Origin of the sequence: Paenibacillus aquistagni (assembly GCF_900177815.1) — a bacterium.
GTDB classification, from domain to species: domain Bacteria; phylum Bacillota; class Bacilli; order Paenibacillales; family Paenibacillaceae; genus Paenibacillus_B; species Paenibacillus_B aquistagni.
Window position 1 is genome coordinate 190,131 of the sequence record NZ_FXAZ01000002.1, and the last position, 20,870, is coordinate 211,000.

Genomic DNA, 20,870 nt, shown 5'->3' on the forward strand with positions numbered 1-20,870 from the left:
AATTTACTTATATCCACAATAATCTAATAGCAAAACTCATCTCTTACTACTTACTACTTACTACTTACTACTTACTACTTACTACTTACTACTTACGATTTATTATACACCATTTTTTAGCTTTGTGTTATATGATTGCACATTTTTTTCTATCCCTTTTGCACTCGATCTGACTACTCTCCTTGAACAGCCATATGGATCTCTTTGATGCATAAAAAAGAACAATCCTTCAGTGATGGATTGCTCGTTGGGCAAGTCTGATTCAATTCAATTTAGTTCAGTGTATTGTCACTCGCCGTACCTTCAGGCCGGCAAAAGGAAATGATCTCGTCATTGATCTGCTCCGCTTGCTCATGATTAATGCCATGGCCTGCTTGTGCAATGATCTTATATGACATTCGCAGACGCTTAAGCCTGTCTATAGCTGCGGGATAATTGCTCAGCATATCAGAATCTCCAATTAAGAACAGGCAGCGATCCCGGATGATGTCAAATTGTTCATCCTGCAGGATCTTGATCTTATGCTTCATCATCGAGCGATTGTTGAAATACTTCAGCAAGCTATGCCAATGATCCATTAACTCCGCATGATCCAAGAATACTGCAGCGTTTGGGCCGCTCAACTTTTTTAACAATCTGACCGTATTCCCTCTAGTAGGAAACAAGGCTTCTGGCAAAAAAGCTCTAATCATGCGCAGCATGAGCTCCGATGAGCTGCCTGTAATGCACCCAGCCATGCACACGATTCGATTCACTTTCTCAGGCCGCATTATCCCGTAATAATAGGCGAGGTAAGCACCATACGATACACCTGCAACGTTCACCTTCTCAAGCTTCAGCTCATGTAGTACTTCATCCAGCCATGTCGCTTGTTCAAACTGCCGACTGTAATTCGCATTCGGCTCACTCTTGCCTGAACCCCCAATCGCATCCACTGCTATCACGTGGAACTTTTCTGCCAGCGTTCTTATATTATAGATCCACATCATCGCTGAATTATCGCCAGTCCCGTGAAGCAGCAGCAACGCAGGGCTGCTTGTAGATCCGGCCATGATGACGTGAGTGGATCCAAAGGAGGTAGGGACATCTTTTTGCTCGACAGCTACCCCAAAGCTAGAGACCAATCGATCATAGGAATCCCAGATCAGATTTTGCCCATGTCTTGATTTGTAACGCTTCAAACCCCCACTTCCTTTACCTATTATTGGCCTCACTCGCAATGTTATGTTATTTTCGCTCGTTCATTTTCATTTATTCTTCACTTTCGATGTGAGCTACAATATTGATGAGTTTATCGAACGGATCACGAACATAGAATCTTCGTACACCCCACGGTTCGTTGACAGGCCCATATTCAATACGATATCCCGCTTCCTGCATTCGTCGATAGGCCTCTTCAACATCATCCACTTCAATAGACAAATGAGGCGTAGCCGTCTGTGATCCCCCCTGAGAAGCAATGTTAAGCTGAACATTCATCGACTCGCTTGAACCGTATGTCATGATCCAGCCGTGATCCATGACAACATCAAGTCCTAATACATCATGGTAGAAGCTGTAGGCATCCGCCAGTTGTGAGGTCGCTATATTCGCGACAATTCGTTTCACTTTCATCTCGAAGTCCTCCTTTGCATACTGACTAGCTTATCGCTCTCCAAGCCTTTAATTGCCTCCATATCTTCACACCAACAATGCCAAACATAGTCCCAAAGAAAAGGCTTTTAATGCTTTCATAGCCGCTCCTTTTTTCCACTACTCTTTTATCCTCTGTATCCTTTCTTTGAAAATAATAAAGACCAAGTGCACATACACATGGTCTTTAATCTAAGATGTTCATTATGCAATTAGAATTAAGGCTGCGACAACAGAATCCATTTATGTTCTACCCTTTTTATTACTTACTTGGTATTGATGTTGGTTGTTCTATTATATTCAAACTCTCAATGAAGATCCTTCTTCAGATAGTAATGTGTATAGCCCGTAGGCGCATTTTCAAACGTTGCAATGATTTCGAATCCATATTTTTTATAGAACTCCGGGGCTTGGAAGCTGAATGTATTCAGCTTGATGAACGTACAATCGTTCGAGCGTGCAATGCTCTCGGCCTCTTCTAGCAATCGTTGGCCAAGTCCTTGTCCCCTGCATGCTTCATCCACCCATAAGATATCAATCTCCATCCAATTCCAGCAGATTACGCTATTAAGCCCTGCAATCAAGCGACCAGCGGAATCCTTCAAGCATAGATTGACTTCCTCGTACACATCATTGGGCACATTTTGAAGGTTGAACGCAATCAGATTCTTACGTACTTCATTCGCATCCGCCGCTGTACCTCGCATCATCTCATAAGTATTCGACATGTTGTTGTTCCTCCTGTAGTCTTGCTCATGGCTTGCTTGCAACAAAAGTTATACAATCCGACAACAGCTTGACGCATCTGCTTAAAATCAAGCTTGCGTGACTTAATCCTTGAAGGCTAATCCTTGTTCCTGCAAGGCCTCCCTAAGCTTCGGAAGAGAGGCAGGCCCCATTCCATGAAGCTTCAGGATATCCTTTTCACTGTAGGTAGCCAGCATCTGCAGGGTTGTGATTCCCTGAGCCTCTAAAGCCCTTCTGGCTGGTGCAGATAGACGGGATAGAAAGCCGCTGTCTGGTTTTCGTTCCTGCTCGCAGATTGGACAAGTTGGGCAATCGCTTATCTTATAATAGGTATGACCTTGACTGCAAGTGCGTTTATTCTTGTCTGAGGCTGCCATTGCTCGCGTTCACCTCCTAATGCTGAGGAGAGTCCATTGATCCAAAGTCCAATCATACTCCCTGATTTATTCTGGTTTGAATCTGCTTCATATGATGCTGATCATGCCAAATAAAATCTTTTAAATACGATTCAAAAGTAAATTGGCCTTCTGCGTAAGTATTCGCGACCGTTAACCCTCATCTAGGTAAGCTTTCGCATTCTTCAATCTACTGGTCTATCTCCTTCAGCATAGCTTCAAGCTCCCTTAAATCTCTCATGCTTGTATAAGCACCCTCTACCGTCTGCTCATGGTCTCGCAGCATCCATACGGTTTGCAGGCCTAAAGCCTTTGCTCCTTCTAGATTCACAAGATTGTCATCGATAAAAATCGCCTCGTGAGGCTGAACATTCAAAGCTTCCAGGGCTGTTGTATACATTCGTTCATGAGGTTTGCTCACTCCGAGCATAGATGACATGATAAACGTCGAGAAATACTCTCTAAGTCCAACTTGATGAAATACCCGCTCCAATGAAGGCCACGTATCGGATACTACGCCAAGTGAATAAGCTGCGCTCAATCTTGGAACGACCTCAAATACATCATCTGGGAACAAAAATTTATCATAGTCATACACGACATCCTGCGCCAAGCCCTCAATCGATTGTTGGGATAATTGAAGCGCAGGCATCTGCTCTGCAACATCACTGTAAAATTGAACAAACAGTGCATATTCCTCTTCTTCTGTCCGCACGTACTTCTGCTCGTGCAAGCGCGTTAGACTGTATTGAAAGGCGCGCTGAAGGCTGCTCGTCTCCAACTGCTCAAAGCTATTCTTATCCACATAGGAAAAAAACTTCGGCGGCATGAACCAATGTCCCGTTCGGGGCTGATTCAACACACGTCCAGAGTCAAACAAAATCGCTTTGATTGTCATATTCTACCCATCCTATCTAGTTGTCATTGTCTGATAGCGGCTAGCGGCATTACAGTGTCGTGACCTATACAAGTTCACCAACTCGAATATCCCGGATCGAATCTACGACAACATCTGCTGCTGATAGATCTTGATTGCCTGAGTTAGGATTGCGATATCCGATGCAGCGCATGCCGGCTTTCTTCGCTGCCAGCACACCATTCCTTGAATCCTCAAGCACATAACAATCCTTTGGACTTACCCCCAACACCTTTGCTGCTTCTAAATATACATCTGGAGCAGGCTTGCCATTCGCGACTTCCTCACCGCTCACGATGGAGTTGAAATGCTGATTGATTTGGAATTTCGTTAAGACACGCTCAATAAAACTTCGCGGAGATGATGAGGCAAGGCCAATCACAATTCCATTCGTCTGCAGATCCTGAATCAACTTAAGAATCCCGTCAATAGGCTCCAGATCCGCTTTGTCCAGATGATTCAGCTTCTTCGCAATCTGATAATCTATAATCTCTTCAACGGTGTGAGGCACCTGATGCTCCTCCTTCACACGCTTCCACATCTCGGGATTGGTCATGCCGACAAATTGTTCAAGATACTCCTTCGTTGCCGTAAGCCCTAAGTAATCCATGGTCATCATCTCAACTTCAAAATGCAAAGGCTCACTATCAATAATGACGCCATCCATATCAAATAAAAATGCCTTCATTTTAATACATTCTCCTTGTCTACCACTATTTTTTCAATACATAAATCTTGTAGCTTCCATTAAACACAGAGCTCTCTTGGTGTTCCACCTTCAGTGAAGATTCTTTCATGATGTCATCGAATCTTCGATTAATATCGGTTCCAATTAGTGAGGTGACCGCATTCAACAACTTGCGGGGAGCCGTTGGCTCTTGACGCTCATCGAGGAACTTATCGAAGACCAAGATGGAGCCGTCAGGAGCAAGCACCCTTGCTGCCTCAGACAAAGCCTTTTCAGGATTCTCAACCACGCTTAATATCAGGTTCAAAATAACAACATCAAACTGCTCGTTCTCAAATGTTAATGCTTCAGCATCCATGTTCATGAGCACGGCACGACTCGCTTTTTTGCGCGCCTTGTTTAACATTTCCGGAGAAAGATCAATTCCTACAATTTCACTATGGCTCGGAAGCAGAGGTATATCCTCCCCTGTTCCTACTCCTACTAATAATACTCTATCATTGGGCTTGATATCCAATAGGGAAAACGCCTTCATTCTAGCATTGCGAAACATGCGATTCCCCATTAGGGCATCATACAATGGAGACAGGAGCTTGTATTTTCTGATGTTCGTCACGTTCTTCATGACCGGCATGACTCCTCTTTCTTCACATTATTTTTCGTACTGAAGGTTTGAATGTACTTTCCCCATTCGGCTTTATAGGTTTCAGTATATCTACCGCCAGTAAAATGCTGAATCACGTTTCTCCAAAAGTAAATCGCTGGTGTGTTATTGTCCATTTGCGCGACAGCCCAATGAGCGTTGTACATGCCAAATGCCTGAAGAGCTGCTTGTCTCCCTATGCCAGCCCTTCTGTATTTTTGCAGGATCATAAAGTCATATATGACATGTCTCGGGTCAGGGTCTACATCCATATTTTCAAATAGAACGACCAAGAAGCCCGCAATCGAACCATTCACCATAATGAAGAAAGGGTTCCAGCGGCCGTCCCCCTCCCAATAGTAATCAATGTTCACTTCAAATTGTCCATTGCTATTTACATCCTGATTCGTGAATGGGCTGAAGTCATAATCATAGAATTGATATACATTCGCAAGCACGTCTTTATTGGCTTGTGTCACAGGTACAAGAGCTGCCTCCATGCTGTCACCTCGAATTTTCTTTATTCGTTATCGCCTGACTCATCTTTGAAAGCTGGAATATTCATCCTTGGGCAATAGCTTCATGGCATCATCATTATAGCTGCGGAAGCAGTACTCTTAGCTTCTCTATAAAAGAATCCCAATGTGCTTGATTGCCAAGACCAATTCCCCAACCCGCATCCTTTAATGCTTCTCGCAAGTGAATCAGCTCCTCTTGCTCAGCAGCACTTAATTCATTACTGGGTTCAACCAAATTATCACGGGGATAATCCAATATCCGATTGTAAAAGTATTGAATGTCCTGCTTCTCTTGCTGGGACATCATATCTATTGCTGCATTCACTTCCATCAGCACCACGATATCCTGCATGACATCGCCAACCTTTTCCAATACATGAGCAGGCTCCTTCCATTGTGCTTGCATCTGATAGGCAATTGCCCCTTCAAGCTGAACCAGATCATATTGGATTTGTGAAAAAGGCAGCACATGCTTTACTGAATCGAGCTTCTCTCTTAGCCGATTGTTCTCATTCATTTGGTTGATGATCACTACAGTCGCCACAGCCAATACAATGATGCATAGTGCCATTTTAATAGGAATCTTATTCTTCACAATGACCTCCTCTTTATGAGATTGATCATGAATGTATCTAGAGCACCCCTACTTATTTTTCACACCAAAAGGGACATGAACCGACGGAAACATGCTTGCTACCCCCTTGATGTGCCCAACTTGGTCATCGAAGAAGATATGCGGCTTAAACACATTCAGCACGCTGCTCTTCTCTACTCCCCCAAGGAAAAAGGCCTCGTCAACTCGAATATCCAGCTTGCGCAAGGTTGTAATCACTCTCTCATGGGCTGGAGCATTGCGGGCCGTCACGATAGCGAGTCTGATCTTCGGCTTGTAGGCGGGGTCATCTTGATTCTTCTGAATCTCCCTCTTCTGAAGCTTCGAGATTTCCGTGAAAAATCGAATGAGCGGTCCCCCTGGCAGCGGCTCATCCGCCATCTGCTTTTCGTGAGAATGAAAGCCTGCCAGCTGCCCTGTCTGAAATATACTCTCTGCCGAATCGTCAGCGATGACACCGTCAAAGTCAAAGGCTAACCGCAATTCATTATCCGCTTCATTATCAATATAATCGGAAGGGTAAATACAACCTGCAGGAAAGCCCCGCTCGACCGCCTCTCTCACATCGTCCGGATTCCCTGATAGAAATAAACAGGCATTGAACGAATTCATATAAGGAAACGGCTGATTGCCCGCTACGAATACAGCACGGCTAATCCCTAACTCATAGTGCTCTATGGATTTGAACACACGAAGCCCCGTATCAGGGTCATTGCGCGACAGCAAGATGACCTCCACGATCTGTTCTTCTGCCGTATTGATACTTAGCAGCCGCTTTATCAATGGATAAGCTACACCTATTGACAGTACTTCATGCTCATGATCTCGCTGGTACTGACGGTACGCTTCTTCTCCATGCTCTCTAAAGACCTTATCCGAATCGCTTAGATCAAACAAAGCGCTTGAGGCAACGGCTATAACAAATTTGTTGTCGAGCTTATAAGACATTATGCTTCTCCTTTTCACTTGCACGACTGCATCACATTTTTGATTTTACGAACCAGATTCGTCTTGATGTCCCTTACAATATCCCTTCTAACTCCTCAAGAGATTGTATGACCAAATCTGGAGCCACCTTATGATCCCAGCTTCTTTTATTGCGATTCAGCCAACACGCTGTAATCCCTTCTCGCTTGGCGCCTACCACATCTGTGACAGAATCACCAATATGAATGACTTTACTTGGGTCTACCTGATATCGGTCGAGCAGCTGCTTAAACATCGCGTTGTCTGCATCATTTTTATAGGACTGATAATGCTCAGAAATAAAAATCGGAATCCCATATGCCTCGTGAAATCTAGGAATCATCGCTTCATCAGCATCGCTAACAATACAAACCTGATAGAGAGGCGATATTCGATTGAGAAACGGTTCTGTATCTTCATAACATGCTGAGTGCATATGTTCTTCGAACAATATTTTATTGGCTTCATGCGCTTCATAAATCATATTCATGTCTCGAAACACACTCTCAAAGCTCCGCTCGTATACTTCTTTGATTAGAAAAAAGGGGGGTTACTCTTCTGTTCGGGCCAATGCTTGAAAAAATAGTGAAGCAGCAGGCGCGCACATTCTTCCGCCTTATGAGCAGTATATGTATCAGATAGTATGGGTCTCCATATCTGCTCCACTCTTGAATTGACGTCTACCAAGGTTTGAAACATATCCAGGCTGACAACCTCGAATCGTCTCATACTGCACCCATCCTTTTATCCATATTCTCAATGACGCTATCAACTAACCTAGCTCGCTTCTATTCTACAACTATATCTTGAGGATCAGACTTGATGACAAGTTCATAGCTCTTATTGTCGTCGACTATTCTGAATTCAGCTTGGCCCACAATGCGATAACTGCCGGGGTTCTTGATCGTCAGCTCGTACAGCTTCACACTCACATGTCCCTCTCCATCATAACGGTATTTCTTGTTGGGTTGAAGCGTCGTTCCAAGGCCGATGTCATTAACAGCAATTATACGATCCTCCCTTGGCACAGGTTCCCCATTGTCATTAAAGACGGAATAAGTAAACATAGCTGCACCATGTGAGATCTCCCAATCCCTATCGCTCAGATTAACGAGAGATCCTTCCACCTCAAACGGCTGCCCTGCTTCGATCCTATCGGGAATTTGCATATCGACGTTGAACATCGCTTCAGTTGGTTCCCCGGTAGGACTGTGAAGCAACGAACTGTTCGCATTCTGGCTGCCTTCTTCAAGGTTAACCGGTTCGATGCTCTGTACAACGGGCCTGCCCCATCTTCGCTGCTCATACACCACAACATAGCTTTTTTCTTCTTCTATCAACTTTTCTATGATTTGAGGAGCTTTCATTGCTGTTATGGCTCCGCTCTCATCTTGAATGACAATCTCGCCAATGCCGATTTCTTTTAAAACAGCGACTTTACTCGACGATGTTGATTTTGAAGCCCACACGATGCCGCTAAATAACATGAGCGCTGCCACGAAGCACACCAGAATTTTTTTCATGAGTCACCTCTTATTCACCAATCTCTGCTCTAGTTCCTTGATTGTCCTTACCCACTCCTCGTAGCTCTCGCTTTCTTCCCATAGTGTCTTAAGCTCGGATTCGTCTAGAATCTTGGTGAGTGCTGCTTGTGCCTTAGGTAAGAGGTCAGCTCCTTGTCCTAGACGCTGCTTCATCCACGCTGCAAGCTCTTCATCATACGCTTCTTCTCCGTGCCGTCCTTGCAGTGCCGCTAATACCTCTGCAGCACCAATCGCAATAGACGCTGTGTCTGCATCCAACTCATCATCCTCAAGCACCTCATCTATCGCTTCTGATATGAGGCTGAGGTCGTTCGATTCTAGCAACTCCTCTACCCAGTCCAACACCGAATCATTTTCCAAGTTCCCGTATCCCCATGCACCCATGTAGTGCTCCTCGCTTCCTTAACCAATATGGTTACTGCTTTTTTTCATCCTTGCAAATGGCGGTCCTGCTTGAAAGCCCGCTTTCTTATACAGTCGTTCCGCATCATTTCCCATTGTTACACAGAGCTTTACCACATCTGTATCAGCGCTGGCAGATTGCTTGACATGATGAAGCATGAACGCTGCTAATCCTTTGCTTCTATATGAAGGAACGACACATATCTCTGCGATCTCTGCAAATCCCAACGGCATATTTTCATAAATGCCAGCCAAGCATAAGCCAACGATCTCACGATTCTGTTCATTCATCATATAAATAGAAAGATTGCGATGTTGGTACACCTTCATCAGATACGCCAGATCCTCCATGATCTTCCCGTCATGGCGTGCGCCAAAAGCCTTCTGGTCAACGCCTCCCTGATATCCATCCCTCATGGGTTGGATGAATGCTGATAATTGTATCGAATCATCTATTGGGTGCAATGAAAAGCCTGGCGGCAGTTCAAGCTTCCTGCTGTTACTTGCAGGACAACACATCACCTGTCGAGTCACTACAACCTCGAAGCCCAAAGCGAGCAGAATAGGCACATCTTCCTGTAAGACACCATTCATGTACCGTATATCTTGGCAGCAGGCCAGCAGCATCTCCCACAACTGCTGTCGATCTGTAAATGGAGGAATGACAAAAAGGTGCATGATCGTATCATCGAGCTTTATCACACCTCCGATTCGATCCTCGCCGCACTGGACCCAGTAGCATTGATCGGTAAACTTCGTATCGTTTAAGCGTGTATGCCAGTCATACCACATCTCAATATCCGCGTTCGAATAGATCACTTGGTGAACGGCAAACTCATGCTTGTCCGCTTGCTCTAAGCTACATGTTTTCATCTTGTTGTACCTCATGGATTTATAGTAGTGCTTGCAAAGATTGATAAAGATTATAACATCCAAATCCGATTAGAATGAGACTTGATAACCCGTTGATCATTCTCATCGCTGTTGTTCCTAAAGCTTTTCTAAACAGCCCAACCGCCGAAGTTAACGCAAACCACCATAATGCCGAGCCTAAAAAAACACCTACAATGAAGCAGAGAGATGCTATTGGATCTGTCCCCATGCTAACTCCTGCAAAAATTCCTAGGAATAATAAAATGGTCATGGGATTCGTGAGGGTGAGTAGTAAAGTTGTTGCAAATGTGCGCATATCGTTCACGGTTGAACGATTATCTCGCTCTAACGTATAGGTTACGGGCTGCATCATTGTGTTGCAGGCAAGATAAAATAAGAATAAAGACCCCAGCAAGCTGATCCATGCAGATTGTTTGATTAGAAATTGAGTAATAACCGCAAGCCCGAACATAGCCATGAATCCATATATCGCATCTGCCGTCGCCGCTCCTAAGCCAGATATAAAACCAGCGCGCCTCCCCATCGTCAGCGTCTTGCGAATGCACAATATTCCGATAGGCCCAACTGGAGCTGCTATAGCTATGCCGAGCATGATACCTTTCACAAACGCCATTAAAGCGATCATTTTGTCGTCTCCTATCCAAGAATGGAATCAGGCTCTCAACTTCCAGTTGGCGTATTGAGGAATGATTAGAAACTATCGTTCATAAGCAAATTATCATCTCACTATACGATCATGCACTGCTCATATATCATTTTAAGATTTAATCATAAGGTACATTCGCAGCGATGCTGCTTAGTCGTTCACACTACTTCTTTCTCCACAAAGACCCCCATAAAAAGGGTACTCCAAATACTTCATCGCTGTCCGTTTCTTTGACTGCTCTGAATTCGATACATTCAAAATAGGGCTCTAAAATATATCTGATCTTCTCTTCAGAAAAAGCCATGCCGCCATTCATCGTTCCTTCTTCATATACTTCCCAATCTGTCATCTCGCGGGCAGGTCCGCCTTGTTCTCCAAAGCTCGGCCTAAAGCAATTGATTCCAAAATACCCCTCGGGCTTTAATGCATCATAAATCTTATCAAGATATTGAATTCTACGATGAGGCAAGAGGTGATGCAGACATCCTGAATCGTAGATAAAATCATAGTGCTCCACAACCTCCATCTCAAGTGCTGACCGACACTCAAATTGGACCTGCAACTTCCTCTGTTCCGCGCGCTCTTTTGCCCATTGAATAGCGACACTCGATATATCGTAGCCGGTTACTTCAAATCCTTGTTGTGCCAAATAGATGGCGTTTCTGCCTGGCCCACAGCCTAGATCGAGCGCCTTGCCCGGATGAATAAGATTTCTTTCATAATAAGATACCAAGTTCTCATCTGGAGCATTTTTGAAAAATGGGACAGGTCTCTCCCTATCGGTATAAAAAGGGTTCCAGAATTGTTCAGGCACACGAAACTTCTGATCCAGCAATACGAATAAATCCTCATATGATCTGAGCGTCTTTTCCATAATGGGCTTCCTCCTCATCGTTATTCGTTTCATAGTAATATTTTACCTGTTCCTCTCGTCAACACACAAGCTCACAAGCAGCAATGCTTTTTTGATAGAAGACCATCATGGATTACGAGGATATACGGATGTATAAATTGCGAAAAGCAATAACAAAAAAAAGCCTCAAAAGAGGCTTAACTACTGCGATCGGATAATAAGTTTAGACTTGCCCTTGTAGAGTTGTGATTGGCATATAGATATAGATGATACTCTCCTCATGGTCTGGTCCCTGAAATTCTGGTCCATATTCCTCGAAATCATCACGTTCATCTAAGCTCCATGAGGTGTTTGCAAGCCAAGTCCCCCAAATATATTCATACGTGTAACGAAGCATCGAGACAGGACCTTGATGCCGAAATACAGCATATGTCCCTGCCCGTATCCTATACCTGTTCACTCCATCCGGAATGCCCTTTAATGCGCTCTCTTCAAACCCAACGAACTCTGTCAATTCGGTGTGCTCAGACACCTCTCCAATTGCGACATCGTTAACATAAACGCAGATGCCATAGGCTCTGGCTCCTTTTTGCCTTTCATTCCAATCACTAAATTGTTGCATGCATTCCTTCCATAGGTCAGCGATCCCCGAAATATTGGTATTTCCGTAAATTCCCATAACACTTATATCCTCGTTAAGCGTCACGATATCTGGCTCTAGACTAATATTGTTGCAGCGATGACCAAGCCGATCGTCCACCAGTGCCGCCTTGCCAGTCGAAATAGGCCTTATGCTTCGACTGCGAAATTTACTTGGAGAAATGCCAAATAATTTTTTGAAGGCTCGCCCAAATGCTTCTTGCGATTCAAATTGGTATTCTACAGCAATATCGAGGATAGGGCGACGAGAAGACAACAGCTCAAGCGCCGCCTCTGTTAATCGGCGTTTGCGGATATAATTCCCAGGTGTCTCTCCTGTCATCACTTGAAATACGCGATGAAAATGATAATAGGATAAGTGAACCGACTTCGCGACCTCTGAAGCATGAAGTGGTTGTTTCAATCTATATTCAATATATTGAATGGCTTCTTCTATGAGCGACATTCTCATTTGCACCACTCCGTCATGTTCATTACATGATTACGATGAAACACCGCGATTAACCACATGTCTAAACGGACTGCCAAAAAGATCCGTCATACAGACCCTGCTCAACTTTAACCGGAATCGTTGCAAACGGCAATGATTCTCCCACCCGCACACAGTACCACGGATTCGTTAATGGCGACCCGAAGCATACATCCATGGTTTGGTCTGTCAGATTGAACAAGATTGAACGCAAGGTTCCAAATGACTGCGCGTAATTGTGGACCGTCAAGCCTTGCGGATACTCTGCTTGGACTAATCGCAGCAAGTCTTCTTTATTGAATTGCTGCTCATTACGTAATCGCTTCTCCATAAGATCGTGTCTAACAACTGAATGGTTCATTCTGTGGATGCCTAGCTGCTTCATTTCTTCAAACAAAGGATGGTTCGTTGCCGTAATATATCCATCTCCTGCCTCAAGCTCCGCATGCCGAATTCCAAGCTGCCCGTCGACCAAGCTTATAAGCGCAGCTTCACCACTTGCATCTCCAACGATGACATTCATATTGGAGGCAATCGGCATGTCTTGTATGGCTGCGACTGCCTCTGCTGTATTACGGCATCGTTCGAGCACCGTTCGCACAACTGCCCAAAATTGCAATCCTCGCACTTTAGCTGGGCGCAACCCGGGCGCGTCTCCCACAGGAAGACCACATGCAGAGAACGTCACACATAATCCGTGCTCGTTCATGCCTTCTGTTCTCCCTAGCATCGCTACAGAAAAGCCAGTATGGCTGTAGCTTCCTTCGATGTTCGTTGAACAAAGCCGCATGTCGTCCATTTCGACACTCATATCGTAGTTGCGCATCATGTACATCTTACCGTCCATCATTTTCCTTGGCGCAATGGCAAAATGACTGCATCCAGGAATCAAATCCGTCTCTGCATAATAACGAATTCGTCCGGGGGATACCCCAATCTCTTCTGCCAGCCCGTGAACTTCTTCATTTATACCGGGGCAGTATTCATCCAGCATCTTTATTGTTTCCCGCAGCCGCTCAGCAAGCAAGGTCTCTGGCAGCACCATAAAGTCCAGTAAAGCTTCATGTTCCTTGATCGTACGCCCTTGCAATCTCCCGACTTGTTCACTCGTCCCTGTCAACTGTGCGAAGTAACCCCGAATCTCATTCATCATATCGTATTCAGCTCCCTATACCGTGATCTGATAAGATTGTAACGTAGATAAATGAGTAATGTTGTACCGTTTTTGCGGTTTATGTTTCTATGAAGGCACGATCGAAAAGTTAATCAAGAAAGCGCTGTCTGCACTCCATGGATAGAACCATGATGAGAGGTTACGGGAAGCGCACTTCATTAAGGTGTTGTCGATTTTGTTTGTTCTAATTCTAAGACAACCATTTGCTTATCCACGCTTTGCGTTATTCCCGAAATCCTTAATGCTTGATAATTGCTTAAGGCGATTAATACAATGAGAAGGAGAAGTAGCGGAATCAAAAAGAGGATAAGTATCTTTTTCTTTACTTTTACATTTTCTACTTTACCTTTAGTCAATACTTGCATCTATCGTCCTCCTTTTACCGTTGCCCACATGCTGGGTTTATGGCGCAAATGCAAATTAGTCCTAAAAGATTATAGGGTCTTTGAGCTCCGACCATTGTATGATAGGAGTTGCAGCTTCATCAATGGTCATCGTTCCTATCATAATCTCAGATTGATCTTGATGCTGTTGATAGTGCTCTAGCATGCCTTTTATGTTCCTTGACATGTGCAGCTCCTCAAGATCATTTAGATGTTTCCAGTACAGCTCACCTTCATCGGAATTAACATACTGTGTGCTATTGGTTTGTCCAAAATAAACGAATTGCTGTCTGATTTCATCCTGCTTCATTCGAATTAAGATATATCTTAGTCTAAGGTCCGTGATATCAGCTGCCGTTATTCCGGATTCTTCATAAATTTCTCTGTAGCATCCCTTCATCGGCCAGTTCCATTCATGAGCTTCAATATGCCCGCCCAATCCACTCCAAAAGGGCTGGTCCGTTAACCTGCTGGTTTCTTTCTTCATAAGTAATACATTGTCATCATGAAAAAGTAAAGCAGTTGACATTAGCCGCAATTCCATTTGATCCTCCTTGCTCATGTCGTTTTGTCGGAGTCTACATCAAAAAACAATCACATCACCACTAGGTAAAATCCAACAACTCGCCAACCATCTTATTAAAGTGTTAGATTTTTCAATCATTTAAAACTCGTTTTTTATCATCCATTATTCTTTTCACAATGAAATAAATGATATTCTGCATTATTCCAATAAGGATTAGCAGCATAGGGTGACAAAATTGACTGAACACCTCGGAGTCAGTATATATTTCAAAGTAGAAAGCGTTCATTTCTACCTTATGAATAATAGAACTCTTATATTGAATCAGTGTAAGATCACTCGCAATTTGATTAACAAAGCTGTAGGTCGCATTAAAAAGAACAAGGAACATGATGACATTCAGAGTGATCATAAATGAAGGTAATGCACTATTATTTTTCATAACTAACTCCTCCATATATTAGAAATTGTTATGTCTGCACACCACTGTGCTGATTAGCATAAAAATGATCTGAGCTGCTATCGAGAATTCCCTTAATATCATCCAACATCTTATGCCAGTCTCTATCCGTATTGTTCAAAATATACGAACGAAAAGGCAGGCAATGAACCGCTCGAAGTTCTAGACTTTTGCGTGCTATGTAGTATTCTATGGTGTCAGGACTTGACCATTTGGGCTTGGAACGAATCATCGCCGTGTGCTGCAACGATTCTTCGACACTATCTTGCGATAGGTAGAATAGGATCGGGTGTAGTGGGTTAAGGATAACAGCGAGCTCTATTATGTATTCGATGATCTCATCATCGGTGATTTGAGGGTACAATCTATGGATGTCATGAATTTGGTGCTGAAATAAGACACTCTCAAAAATAGTTACCGTGTTCTTATTACTCAGTTTGCATACATACTGTTCAAATCGTTTGTAGAACACCTTCTTATACATGTGAAAGGGAACAACAGCTTTATTGGCATAACAAAATTCTTTGGAAGATAAATAATCTATTAATTCATCATTGCGTGGTATTGGTTTAGGCACTTTATAGGGTGTTAAGACGTAGTCATCTTCTATAACAGCATGTAGTCGTATCCACTCTGCTTGTTCAGGGAATTTTGTTCGTACGTCATCATATTCAAATCTCGTAAGATATGCATAAAAAGGCAAATCTATCGGATGATCGCTCCCTTCAATATAAACTTTTGTGGTTAGGCCCATCTCTCTCAGATGGGAATGTACCAATTGGGATGTGGTTGTTTTTCCTGATCCCGGAATCCCCTCAAATAGGATTAATTTTGTCATTGGCATTCTCTTCACCCCTCGAATTACACTCTCCCGAAATCAATGGGGCAAGGTGTCTCCTCTAGAAAAACAACATTGCCAGAATGTAGATCAGCATGAATCAGACCGTAGTTGTGATTATTTTTTGGTAGACGATCAACCTCATGTTCATTTTTAGTTATTGCTGAAGTGCTGTTAATACGACTTTCCGCGCACGAGCAAGCAAGCTTTTCTTTCCTTCTTCTGTGTCATATTCAAAGAATGGTTTCAATGTAGGTGTCTCCTTCTAGGTATATAACCTGCAGGCTAATAACTTCTACTTCTCAGATCTTTATCAGCAAATGCGATTTGTATGGATTCTATAATCCTTTGATCCGTAAAAGTGAAAGTAATATAAAATTCTCCCTTAACAAATCTATCTTGAGCGTTATCCATTGGCTTAAAGCCGTTGGATAAAATCTTCTTCATTGCGATATTCTTCTCATCTCCCACTTTGATTAAAAATATTGAATAATTGGTATTCGTAAACTCCAATGAACCCACTTTCTGATATAGATCGTTATCCCTGTCGTCTGAAAATTCCACCTTAATCTTCTTATCTATATACTCTCTTCTATGGCCTCCAAACCCATTAATAATCTCTCCTTGACCCCAATACTGTGTAACTGCTCCTTCCGGCATTCCAAGCTTGATCTCTCCGACATCTAGGTTTTTATTTATGTCATTTAAAGTTGTACTTTTACTTTGTAACTGGAAACATACCAGAATCAAAACGAATATAATTAGAGGAGTCCCCACTAGAATCAGGGATTTTTTTAATTTCATTATTTACGGTTACCTCTTTCGATACTTTTCGATATGAACGATTTCTATTCGCCTTCAACTTTTGTCCTTTATCTATTCATTACTGCTTCATTAACGGCTATCCATCAGCAGCATATACATTTTTTCTTGATCCCATGTCATGAATGTATACTTTTCACCATTTTTCAATGTGATCTTTAATTTATAATGATATAACTAGCCTGTCCTTCATATATCACTTTTTCTCTGTGTTCTATGTTTGTCATCAGTAGAATCAATCCTTTCGTGTTTAATAATGAGCTCTCATATTTATAAAGGACACGTTAGTATCATTGATAATACGATTAAACTCTATCTGTTTTTTTAATCCAGACCGCTCGCTTTTATAGCTCTCCTATTAAACGCAGCAACCACTAAGCGGAATTTAGATGTGCCGAATTCGTTCTTGAGAAATTCTAAACTCTGCTTAAGAAATATCGGCCCAAGCTTCCTGCCAGTCAAGATCGGCTTCAACCCCAGTTGGTTGACACTCGAAGTGTCACTGAATACTTCTAATTCCCTTCGACGTTATAAAATTCTTTACATTTTGATCTTCATATCGCCGTTTTCCTTTTACTATGGTTATAAAGACCCCCAGATCCTTATTAAATATAGAATCAACATCTTCTTTTTGTTTGGTTATCTTTATTGTATATTCATTTTCATTATCCGTTTTAAACTCCCACATTGCTCCTGTAGTATTCCCTATATCTACTCCTGGAGATAATCTATTTGTTGTGTACTGATTATTGACTTCAGTTGTCACCCCCAAGTAGTAAGCGGTATTCATTTGTTTGAAAAGCAATACTGCTTCATGATCATTTAAATCGATCTCAATAATGGATCCTTTATGTATAGCTTCTTCTTCTTCAATAAAATTGCTTATTGCTTCTTCTTTTGTCTCGAAAAGCTGCACATCATTTTTGTTCATACATCCAGTGCTAATAACACAGATTAGAAGGACCATTAGCATTAATTTTCTTTTCATTACATGCACTCCTTTGAATTATAGCTTGAGATTGCAATTCTTATTTCCATCTAATTATTTAGAATGGTTGGTATTACTATTAGTCCTACAGCAATAATTATTGAAATTCGTGTTGTATGTTTATTTAATTTTCTATTATCTTTGGATTTATACCATCCCTTAAACTGAAAATAATTGCGATATAATATAAAAAATAGCATGATATTACCTAGAGCCATAAACCAATTATAACGAGGTTCTCCATAAAGCAATGAATAAAGATATCGTTCACCTCCACCTAACACGAGCATTATCAACACAAGTAAAATAAGTATTCTCAATAATTCATAGAAAGCTGAGACCACTTTAGACATCAGATCATTTCATCCCTTCAATATCCTGCTATCCTGTTAGCTGTCCTGCTCTCATTGTAATTACGTTTTTCTATTGCATTTCTATGGGCTTTAATCTTTGATTGAAAATTATCCCTAATATAATTTGTCGAAAATCCGAGAAATACTGAAAAACATGATCTGAATACGGTTTTTCAATGTCCTTAGTATGATGGGGCAATATGTAGCAGCCTTCTATGATTATATTTTGATCGTTCTCGATATTCGTCATTATAATTCCTTTTAGGATTGGCCATAACTTCTCACCAATTACTTCGTTGCTATCAAGTGGTGTAAACCCAATATTATTTACTCCTCTGTACAAACCCATCTTCAAGTGATCCACTAAGAGATACGGGATCTTATACTTTTCAAGTAGTTGCTGCGACATATACGTCTTGCCTGTGCAGCTATTTCCGCTTATTAAAATAATCATTTCGATCTACTTTCCCTGACTTAGCGATGGTCGCTGATAACGTAATTGCGTTTACGACGCCGAGAGTGTTAATGAAGTTTTCATAGTGCTTCATCTCTGTTTCCTTTAGTCTTGTTCATCATTGCGGATATTTCTTATTATGCATTTGTATGCCGAACCCTTACTAGCTTAAGCGCGCAGACGCGGACCCAACAGACTTAACCAGTGCAGGATTGGTCCAACTGTTACCGTTTCACAGAAATCCATCTACTGAGCCGAGGAGCGGATGCTCCCCGATGCATGAATATGGTATTACTTGATACGCCTTCTATAAAATACTAACATTTCTTTTACTTAATTTCTTAAATACCAAATATTCCTGATCGGACTTGATAAAGCTTAAAATCTTTTCGGCACATTCTATTGGATTCAGCTCTTCCGTATTTACTTCAAGGTCATATTCATTAAAGCAATATACTTTGTCGAACTGGGAACTTGCTAGTCCAATCTGTCGATCTCCTCTTATTTGCTCTCTTCTTATAAGTTCTTCTTTCGAGCATATTACACCTATAAACAATGTAGGCTGATCACTAAAGGCATCAAGACACTCATTAAACCTCTTATCATTGTCGATTACCGTATCTGCGATTACATTCAAACCCATTTCGGAGAACAATTTGATTGTCGAATAGTACATGGAGAGAATGGGATCAAAAATGATTTGTGCGATAACATGATCCTCTACTTCTCTAGTAGGTTTAAAATTCGGAAATTTCTTATCAATAAATTCATTGTAATTTATAAAAAAATCATCTATTGATAAATGATGAAAAAGAATCTCTTTCTGATTTACCAGTTCAATAGAAATACTGGTCTTTCCTGAACTTGAAGTTCCGTTCAACAACACAATCATTCCTTGCTTCACACGAATCACCCTCACCTATAAGTTTGGAGTATCTTTCAGATAATGTTCCTGATTTCACTTCTACCGGATACCAAGCTTCATCGAAATAACTCTTATTAATAACAAACCTACCATTATCCTCAGTCACACATCTATGTATAGGGTGAGACCAACTGAAGATAAATACACCGTCTTTTTTAAGGTAAGCAGTGATCCGGTAAAAGCTACCCTCAAGATCAGTTGTCCAACCGATGTCATAAATCGAATAAACATGGACTTTTTTTTCCCAGTCATGGGCCACCGCTTTTTTAATGGATCAGTCTAAACCTTAATTTTCAAAAGCTGATGATATCTTGTTGGCATATCAACTCAATCTTATTAGCCATTCATCAATCTGTTCTATTGATACATCTATGTTCGATATTTTACATTCAAATATTTCCATCACAATATCAATCGTTGTTTCCTCCGTGCTATGGAAAAGTCCCTCATGATCTGATCTCCAGTTTGTCCAGAAGCTGTGACACCACTCGGCAAGGTCATCGAAGGTATGATTGTGATTATTTTTTTTTAGTATGTTTAAAAAACTTATCAGATTCTCTTTTGTGAAACGATAATATATAAATGCCTGATCCTCTCTCACGGAACTACCTCTCTTTATGTAATATAAATGATCTTTATTTCTGTCATATAACATTCCCATCTTTACGACATCACATCGACGTAAGGCTCCGATAGGAATCCGCTGCGCTTGCGCAGTTAGTCGGTGCGGATGTGTCTGGCTGCTACTACCCTGGAATTGTTATACCGAACCGAAGGAACTTGTTTCCCGATGCGTGAACACGGTGTTATATGATGATGGCGACTTTTTCGAAATGCTTGAAAGTTAATCTTGTGAATTGTACTCATCAAGATCTCTAGCTTCTTTAAAATATTCCCTGAAATCATTAACTACTGATTGATCTTTACTTATCAAAAGAGTTAACGTTGAATCCCAGCATACAATTTCAATTTCTGATTTTGGATGTTGAACAGTAACTCCTGGTTTCCAAAAGGCTGTATTGCCATCAGCAAAGGGAACGACATCCAAATTATTAATATCAATCTGTTCTGATTTACTAAAGCCTGATAACACTCCCCAAATGAATTGAATATTATAATCATTAATTAATTCTGTTAATTGGGTTCCTGATATCCAATACCTATTATCACGATCCCAGTATCCCTCATTAATCTTGTAATGTTCAAAATAATCGAGAAAATTATCAGGAACCCAATTTGTATTTAATTCTGTAATTAACCAATTATAATCACACTGCTTATTTTGTATGGCTTCGAATATAGGGCCAAGGAACGTATAATATTCTATTTCATCTGAATCGACTAAAATTGAATTCATACTTTTC

General features: G+C 41.7%; 26 protein-coding genes and 1 pseudogene. All 27 read right to left on the minus strand.

The window, feature by feature from the left end; translation table 11 throughout:
- Positions 1–272 precede the first annotated feature (272 nt).
- The gene (locus B9Y93_RS09555) at positions 273–1,181 is read right to left on the minus strand and encodes an alpha/beta fold hydrolase (RefSeq protein WP_085494194.1); all 909 of its coding nucleotides are present in this window, start codon (positions 1,179–1,181) and stop codon (positions 273–275) included.
- 70 nt (positions 1,182–1,251) lie between these two features.
- Positions 1,252–1,614, minus strand: a complete 363-nt coding sequence (locus tag B9Y93_RS09560; protein ID WP_085494195.1) for a VOC family protein — start codon at positions 1,612–1,614, stop codon at positions 1,252–1,254.
- A 326-nt stretch (positions 1,615–1,940) separates the two neighbouring features.
- Complete coding sequence (locus B9Y93_RS09565) at positions 1,941–2,360, minus strand: GNAT family N-acetyltransferase (protein WP_085494196.1); 420 nt, start codon at positions 2,358–2,360, stop codon at positions 1,941–1,943.
- Between the two features lie 102 nt (positions 2,361–2,462).
- Positions 2,463–2,756, minus strand: coding sequence for an RNA polymerase alpha subunit C-terminal domain-containing protein (locus B9Y93_RS09570; RefSeq protein WP_085494197.1), 294 nt, complete (start codon positions 2,754–2,756; stop codon positions 2,463–2,465).
- Positions 2,757–2,964: 208 nt separating this feature from the next.
- A complete protein-coding gene (locus B9Y93_RS09575) occupies positions 2,965–3,672 on the minus strand; it encodes an HAD family hydrolase (RefSeq protein WP_085494198.1) in 708 nt (235 codons plus the stop codon).
- A 64-nt stretch (positions 3,673–3,736) separates the two neighbouring features.
- Entirely contained in the window at positions 3,737–4,378 is a 642-nt protein-coding gene (locus B9Y93_RS09580; RefSeq protein WP_085494199.1) for an HAD family hydrolase, read from the minus strand.
- A gap of 25 nt (positions 4,379–4,403) precedes the next feature.
- Positions 4,404–5,003, minus strand: a complete 600-nt coding sequence (locus B9Y93_RS09585) for a class I SAM-dependent methyltransferase (RefSeq protein ID WP_085494200.1) — start codon at positions 5,001–5,003, stop codon at positions 4,404–4,406.
- Positions 5,000–5,521, minus strand: coding sequence for a GNAT family N-acetyltransferase (locus B9Y93_RS09590; RefSeq protein WP_085494201.1), 522 nt, complete (start codon positions 5,519–5,521; stop codon positions 5,000–5,002). The genes B9Y93_RS09585 and B9Y93_RS09590 overlap by 4 nt, the downstream gene beginning before the upstream one ends.
- 94 nt (positions 5,522–5,615) lie before the next feature.
- Positions 5,616–6,134 (minus strand): hypothetical protein, encoded by a 519-nt coding sequence (locus B9Y93_RS09595; RefSeq protein ID WP_085494202.1) that lies wholly within the window; start codon positions 6,132–6,134, stop codon positions 5,616–5,618.
- Between the two features lie 48 nt (positions 6,135–6,182).
- Positions 6,183–7,100 (minus strand): 5'-nucleotidase, encoded by a 918-nt coding sequence (locus tag B9Y93_RS09600; protein WP_085494203.1) that lies wholly within the window; start codon positions 7,098–7,100, stop codon positions 6,183–6,185.
- A 73-nt stretch (positions 7,101–7,173) separates the two neighbouring features.
- Positions 7,174–7,653: an HAD family hydrolase gene (locus B9Y93_RS09605; protein ID WP_280522891.1), complete on the minus strand. Its 480-nt coding sequence runs from the start codon at positions 7,651–7,653 to the stop codon at positions 7,174–7,176.
- A 253-nt stretch (positions 7,654–7,906) separates the two neighbouring features.
- Complete coding sequence (locus B9Y93_RS09615) at positions 7,907–8,641, minus strand: hypothetical protein (RefSeq protein WP_085494206.1); 735 nt, start codon at positions 8,639–8,641, stop codon at positions 7,907–7,909.
- A gap of 3 nt (positions 8,642–8,644) precedes the next feature.
- Positions 8,645–9,046 carry a DUF4259 domain-containing protein gene (locus B9Y93_RS09620; protein ID WP_085494207.1) on the minus strand — a complete coding sequence of 134 codons (402 nt, stop codon included), beginning with the start codon at positions 9,044–9,046 and terminating at the stop codon, positions 8,645–8,647.
- An 18-nt stretch (positions 9,047–9,064) separates the two neighbouring features.
- Positions 9,065–9,937 carry a GNAT family N-acetyltransferase gene (locus B9Y93_RS09625; protein ID WP_176228882.1) on the minus strand — a complete coding sequence of 291 codons (873 nt, stop codon included), beginning with the start codon at positions 9,935–9,937 and terminating at the stop codon, positions 9,065–9,067.
- Between the two features lie 19 nt (positions 9,938–9,956).
- Positions 9,957–10,583: a LysE/ArgO family amino acid transporter gene (locus tag B9Y93_RS09630; protein WP_097676008.1), complete on the minus strand. Its 627-nt coding sequence runs from the start codon at positions 10,581–10,583 to the stop codon at positions 9,957–9,959.
- A 184-nt stretch (positions 10,584–10,767) separates the two neighbouring features.
- Entirely contained in the window at positions 10,768–11,481 is a 714-nt protein-coding gene (locus tag B9Y93_RS09635; RefSeq protein WP_097676034.1) for a class I SAM-dependent methyltransferase, read from the minus strand.
- A 199-nt stretch (positions 11,482–11,680) separates the two neighbouring features.
- Positions 11,681–12,568 (minus strand): AraC family transcriptional regulator, encoded by an 888-nt coding sequence (locus tag B9Y93_RS09640; protein WP_085494210.1) that lies wholly within the window; start codon positions 12,566–12,568, stop codon positions 11,681–11,683.
- Between the two features lie 61 nt (positions 12,569–12,629).
- The gene (locus B9Y93_RS09645) at positions 12,630–13,739 is read right to left on the minus strand and encodes a C45 family autoproteolytic acyltransferase/hydrolase (protein WP_244903354.1); all 1,110 of its coding nucleotides are present in this window, start codon (positions 13,737–13,739) and stop codon (positions 12,630–12,632) included.
- Positions 13,740–13,918: 179 nt separating this feature from the next.
- The gene (locus B9Y93_RS09650) at positions 13,919–14,125 is read right to left on the minus strand and encodes a hypothetical protein (protein ID WP_085494211.1); all 207 of its coding nucleotides are present in this window, start codon (positions 14,123–14,125) and stop codon (positions 13,919–13,921) included.
- A 61-nt stretch (positions 14,126–14,186) separates the two neighbouring features.
- Positions 14,187–14,687, minus strand: a complete 501-nt coding sequence (locus B9Y93_RS09655) for an NUDIX domain-containing protein (protein WP_176228883.1) — start codon at positions 14,685–14,687, stop codon at positions 14,187–14,189.
- Between the two features lie 449 nt (positions 14,688–15,136).
- Entirely contained in the window at positions 15,137–15,970 is an 834-nt protein-coding gene (locus B9Y93_RS09665; protein ID WP_085494214.1) for a P-loop NTPase family protein, read from the minus strand.
- Positions 15,971–15,987: 17 nt separating this feature from the next.
- Positions 15,988–16,143, minus strand: a complete 156-nt coding sequence (locus B9Y93_RS25125) for a phosphotransferase (protein ID WP_342351856.1) — start codon at positions 16,141–16,143, stop codon at positions 15,988–15,990.
- Between the two features lie 106 nt (positions 16,144–16,249).
- Positions 16,250–16,768, minus strand: coding sequence for a hypothetical protein (locus B9Y93_RS09670; RefSeq protein ID WP_085494215.1), 519 nt, complete (start codon positions 16,766–16,768; stop codon positions 16,250–16,252).
- 517 nt (positions 16,769–17,285) lie between these two features.
- Positions 17,286–17,774: a hypothetical protein gene (locus tag B9Y93_RS09675; RefSeq protein ID WP_085494216.1), complete on the minus strand. Its 489-nt coding sequence runs from the start codon at positions 17,772–17,774 to the stop codon at positions 17,286–17,288.
- Between the two features lie 1,114 nt (positions 17,775–18,888).
- Entirely contained in the window at positions 18,889–19,485 is a 597-nt protein-coding gene (locus B9Y93_RS09690) for a chloramphenicol phosphotransferase CPT family protein (RefSeq protein ID WP_085494218.1), read from the minus strand.
- Positions 19,486–19,525: 40 nt separating this feature from the next.
- A pseudogene (locus tag B9Y93_RS24855) lies at positions 19,526–19,735 on the minus strand (class I SAM-dependent methyltransferase); the annotation flags it as partial.
- Between the two features lie 615 nt (positions 19,736–20,350).
- Positions 20,351–20,863: a hypothetical protein gene (locus tag B9Y93_RS09705; RefSeq protein WP_085494220.1), complete on the minus strand. Its 513-nt coding sequence runs from the start codon at positions 20,861–20,863 to the stop codon at positions 20,351–20,353.
- Between the last annotated feature and the right edge of the window lie 7 nt (positions 20,864–20,870).